The organism is Moorella naiadis (nom. illeg.), from assembly GCF_051020825.1.
Taxonomy (GTDB): Bacteria; Bacillota; DSM-521; order Neomoorellales; family Neomoorellaceae; genus Neomoorella; species Neomoorella naiadis.
Genome location: NZ_JAXGFQ010000078.1, coordinates 1 through 1316, shown reverse-complemented (window position 1 = coordinate 1316; position 1316 = coordinate 1). Strand labels below are relative to the sequence as shown.

General features: G+C 54.0%; 1 protein-coding gene. It reads right to left on the bottom strand.

Annotation, left to right across the window (positions count from 1 at the left end):
• Positions 1-167: 167 nt before the first annotated feature.
• Entirely contained in the window at positions 168-941 is a 774-nt protein-coding gene (locus SDD30_RS17365) for an IclR family transcriptional regulator (RefSeq protein WP_434076187.1), read from the bottom strand.
• Positions 942-1316: the final 375 nt, after the last annotated feature.

Genomic DNA, 1316 nt, shown 5'->3' with positions numbered 1-1316 from the left:
GTGCCCTCCTTGGCATGCCTTTTGTTCCTGGTGAGACTTGATTTTTAACTATTGGTTGATAGCCTGAGTAGTTACGTAACATCAAGCAAAGTTGCAAAAAGCCTTTCATACAGTGCCGCGATTAGCGCCCTGACTTGCTCAGGCGACCGTCACCAGTTACCAGCCCGCTAATCCGGTTTATAGCCCAGGTGACGGGATATCTCCCAGCCGGCCTGGCGCACCAGTTGCCCCAGTTCCGGTACCCGCTCCGGGGTGACATGCAGGGTGGGGCCGGATATACTTAACGCCGCTACCACCCGGCCGCGGTGATCAAAGATGGGTGCGCCGACGCAGCGGATCCCCTCTTCATTTTCACTGTCATCGATGGCGTAACCGCTTTCCCGCACCCGGTCCAGCTCTGCCTCTAGGGCAGCCATGGTGGTAATAGTACGGGGGGTAAAACGAGGCAACCCCTTGCCGGCAATGATCTTGGCCACTTCCTCCGGCGGCAGGAAGGCCAGCATGGCCTTGCCGACAGCTGTCGAGTGCATGGCTACCCGGTGGCCAATCTGGGAGTACATACGGATGGTGCGGTTACCTTCCACTTTATCCACATAAACAGCCTCGCCGTTGTTCCTGATAACCATATGCGCCACTTCCTGGCTGGCAGCAGCCAGTTCCTTGAGATAGGGGTGGGCTACAGCACGGACATCAAGACGGTCCAGGAGGCTGCTGCTTAGATCCAGGACCTTTAAACCCAGGGTGTATCTTTCTGTAGCCGCTTCCTGCTCAACGTAACCATAAGCCTTCAGCGTGGTGAGCAGGCGATAGACAGTACTTTTATTGAGGCCCAACCGGCGGCTGAGCTCACTTAAACCCACCCCTTCCCCGGCTGCTGCCAGGGCTTCCAGGACTTTGAGCCCCTTCTCCAGGGACTGGACGAGACCTTCATTTGGTGGCAAAACTTTTCACCCCGGAAACAAAGCTTTTTTATATTGTAGCATTATTTCGCGGCCGGGAAAATAATCATGCGGTTACCTACCGCGAGTATCGCTAAATCCAGCTAGCTGCCGGATGGTCCTGCTTCTCACCTCCCCGGTTATCGCTATAAGGTTGACCGCCCGGCAAGTTGAGTAGTTACGGTTAAATACAACTTAACCGGCTGCCCCCCACCATCCCCCTACCCTCTCCCTACCCTCTCCGTTTTATGGTCGTATGGATCATAAAGTAAAATTTAACCTGATAGTAAAGAGTTTCTTTCAAAGGGGGTTTTAAAGGGTGACCCCGGACTTAAAAATGGCAATCTCCCTTGAGCCCATAGTTTCCGCTTTTATCCA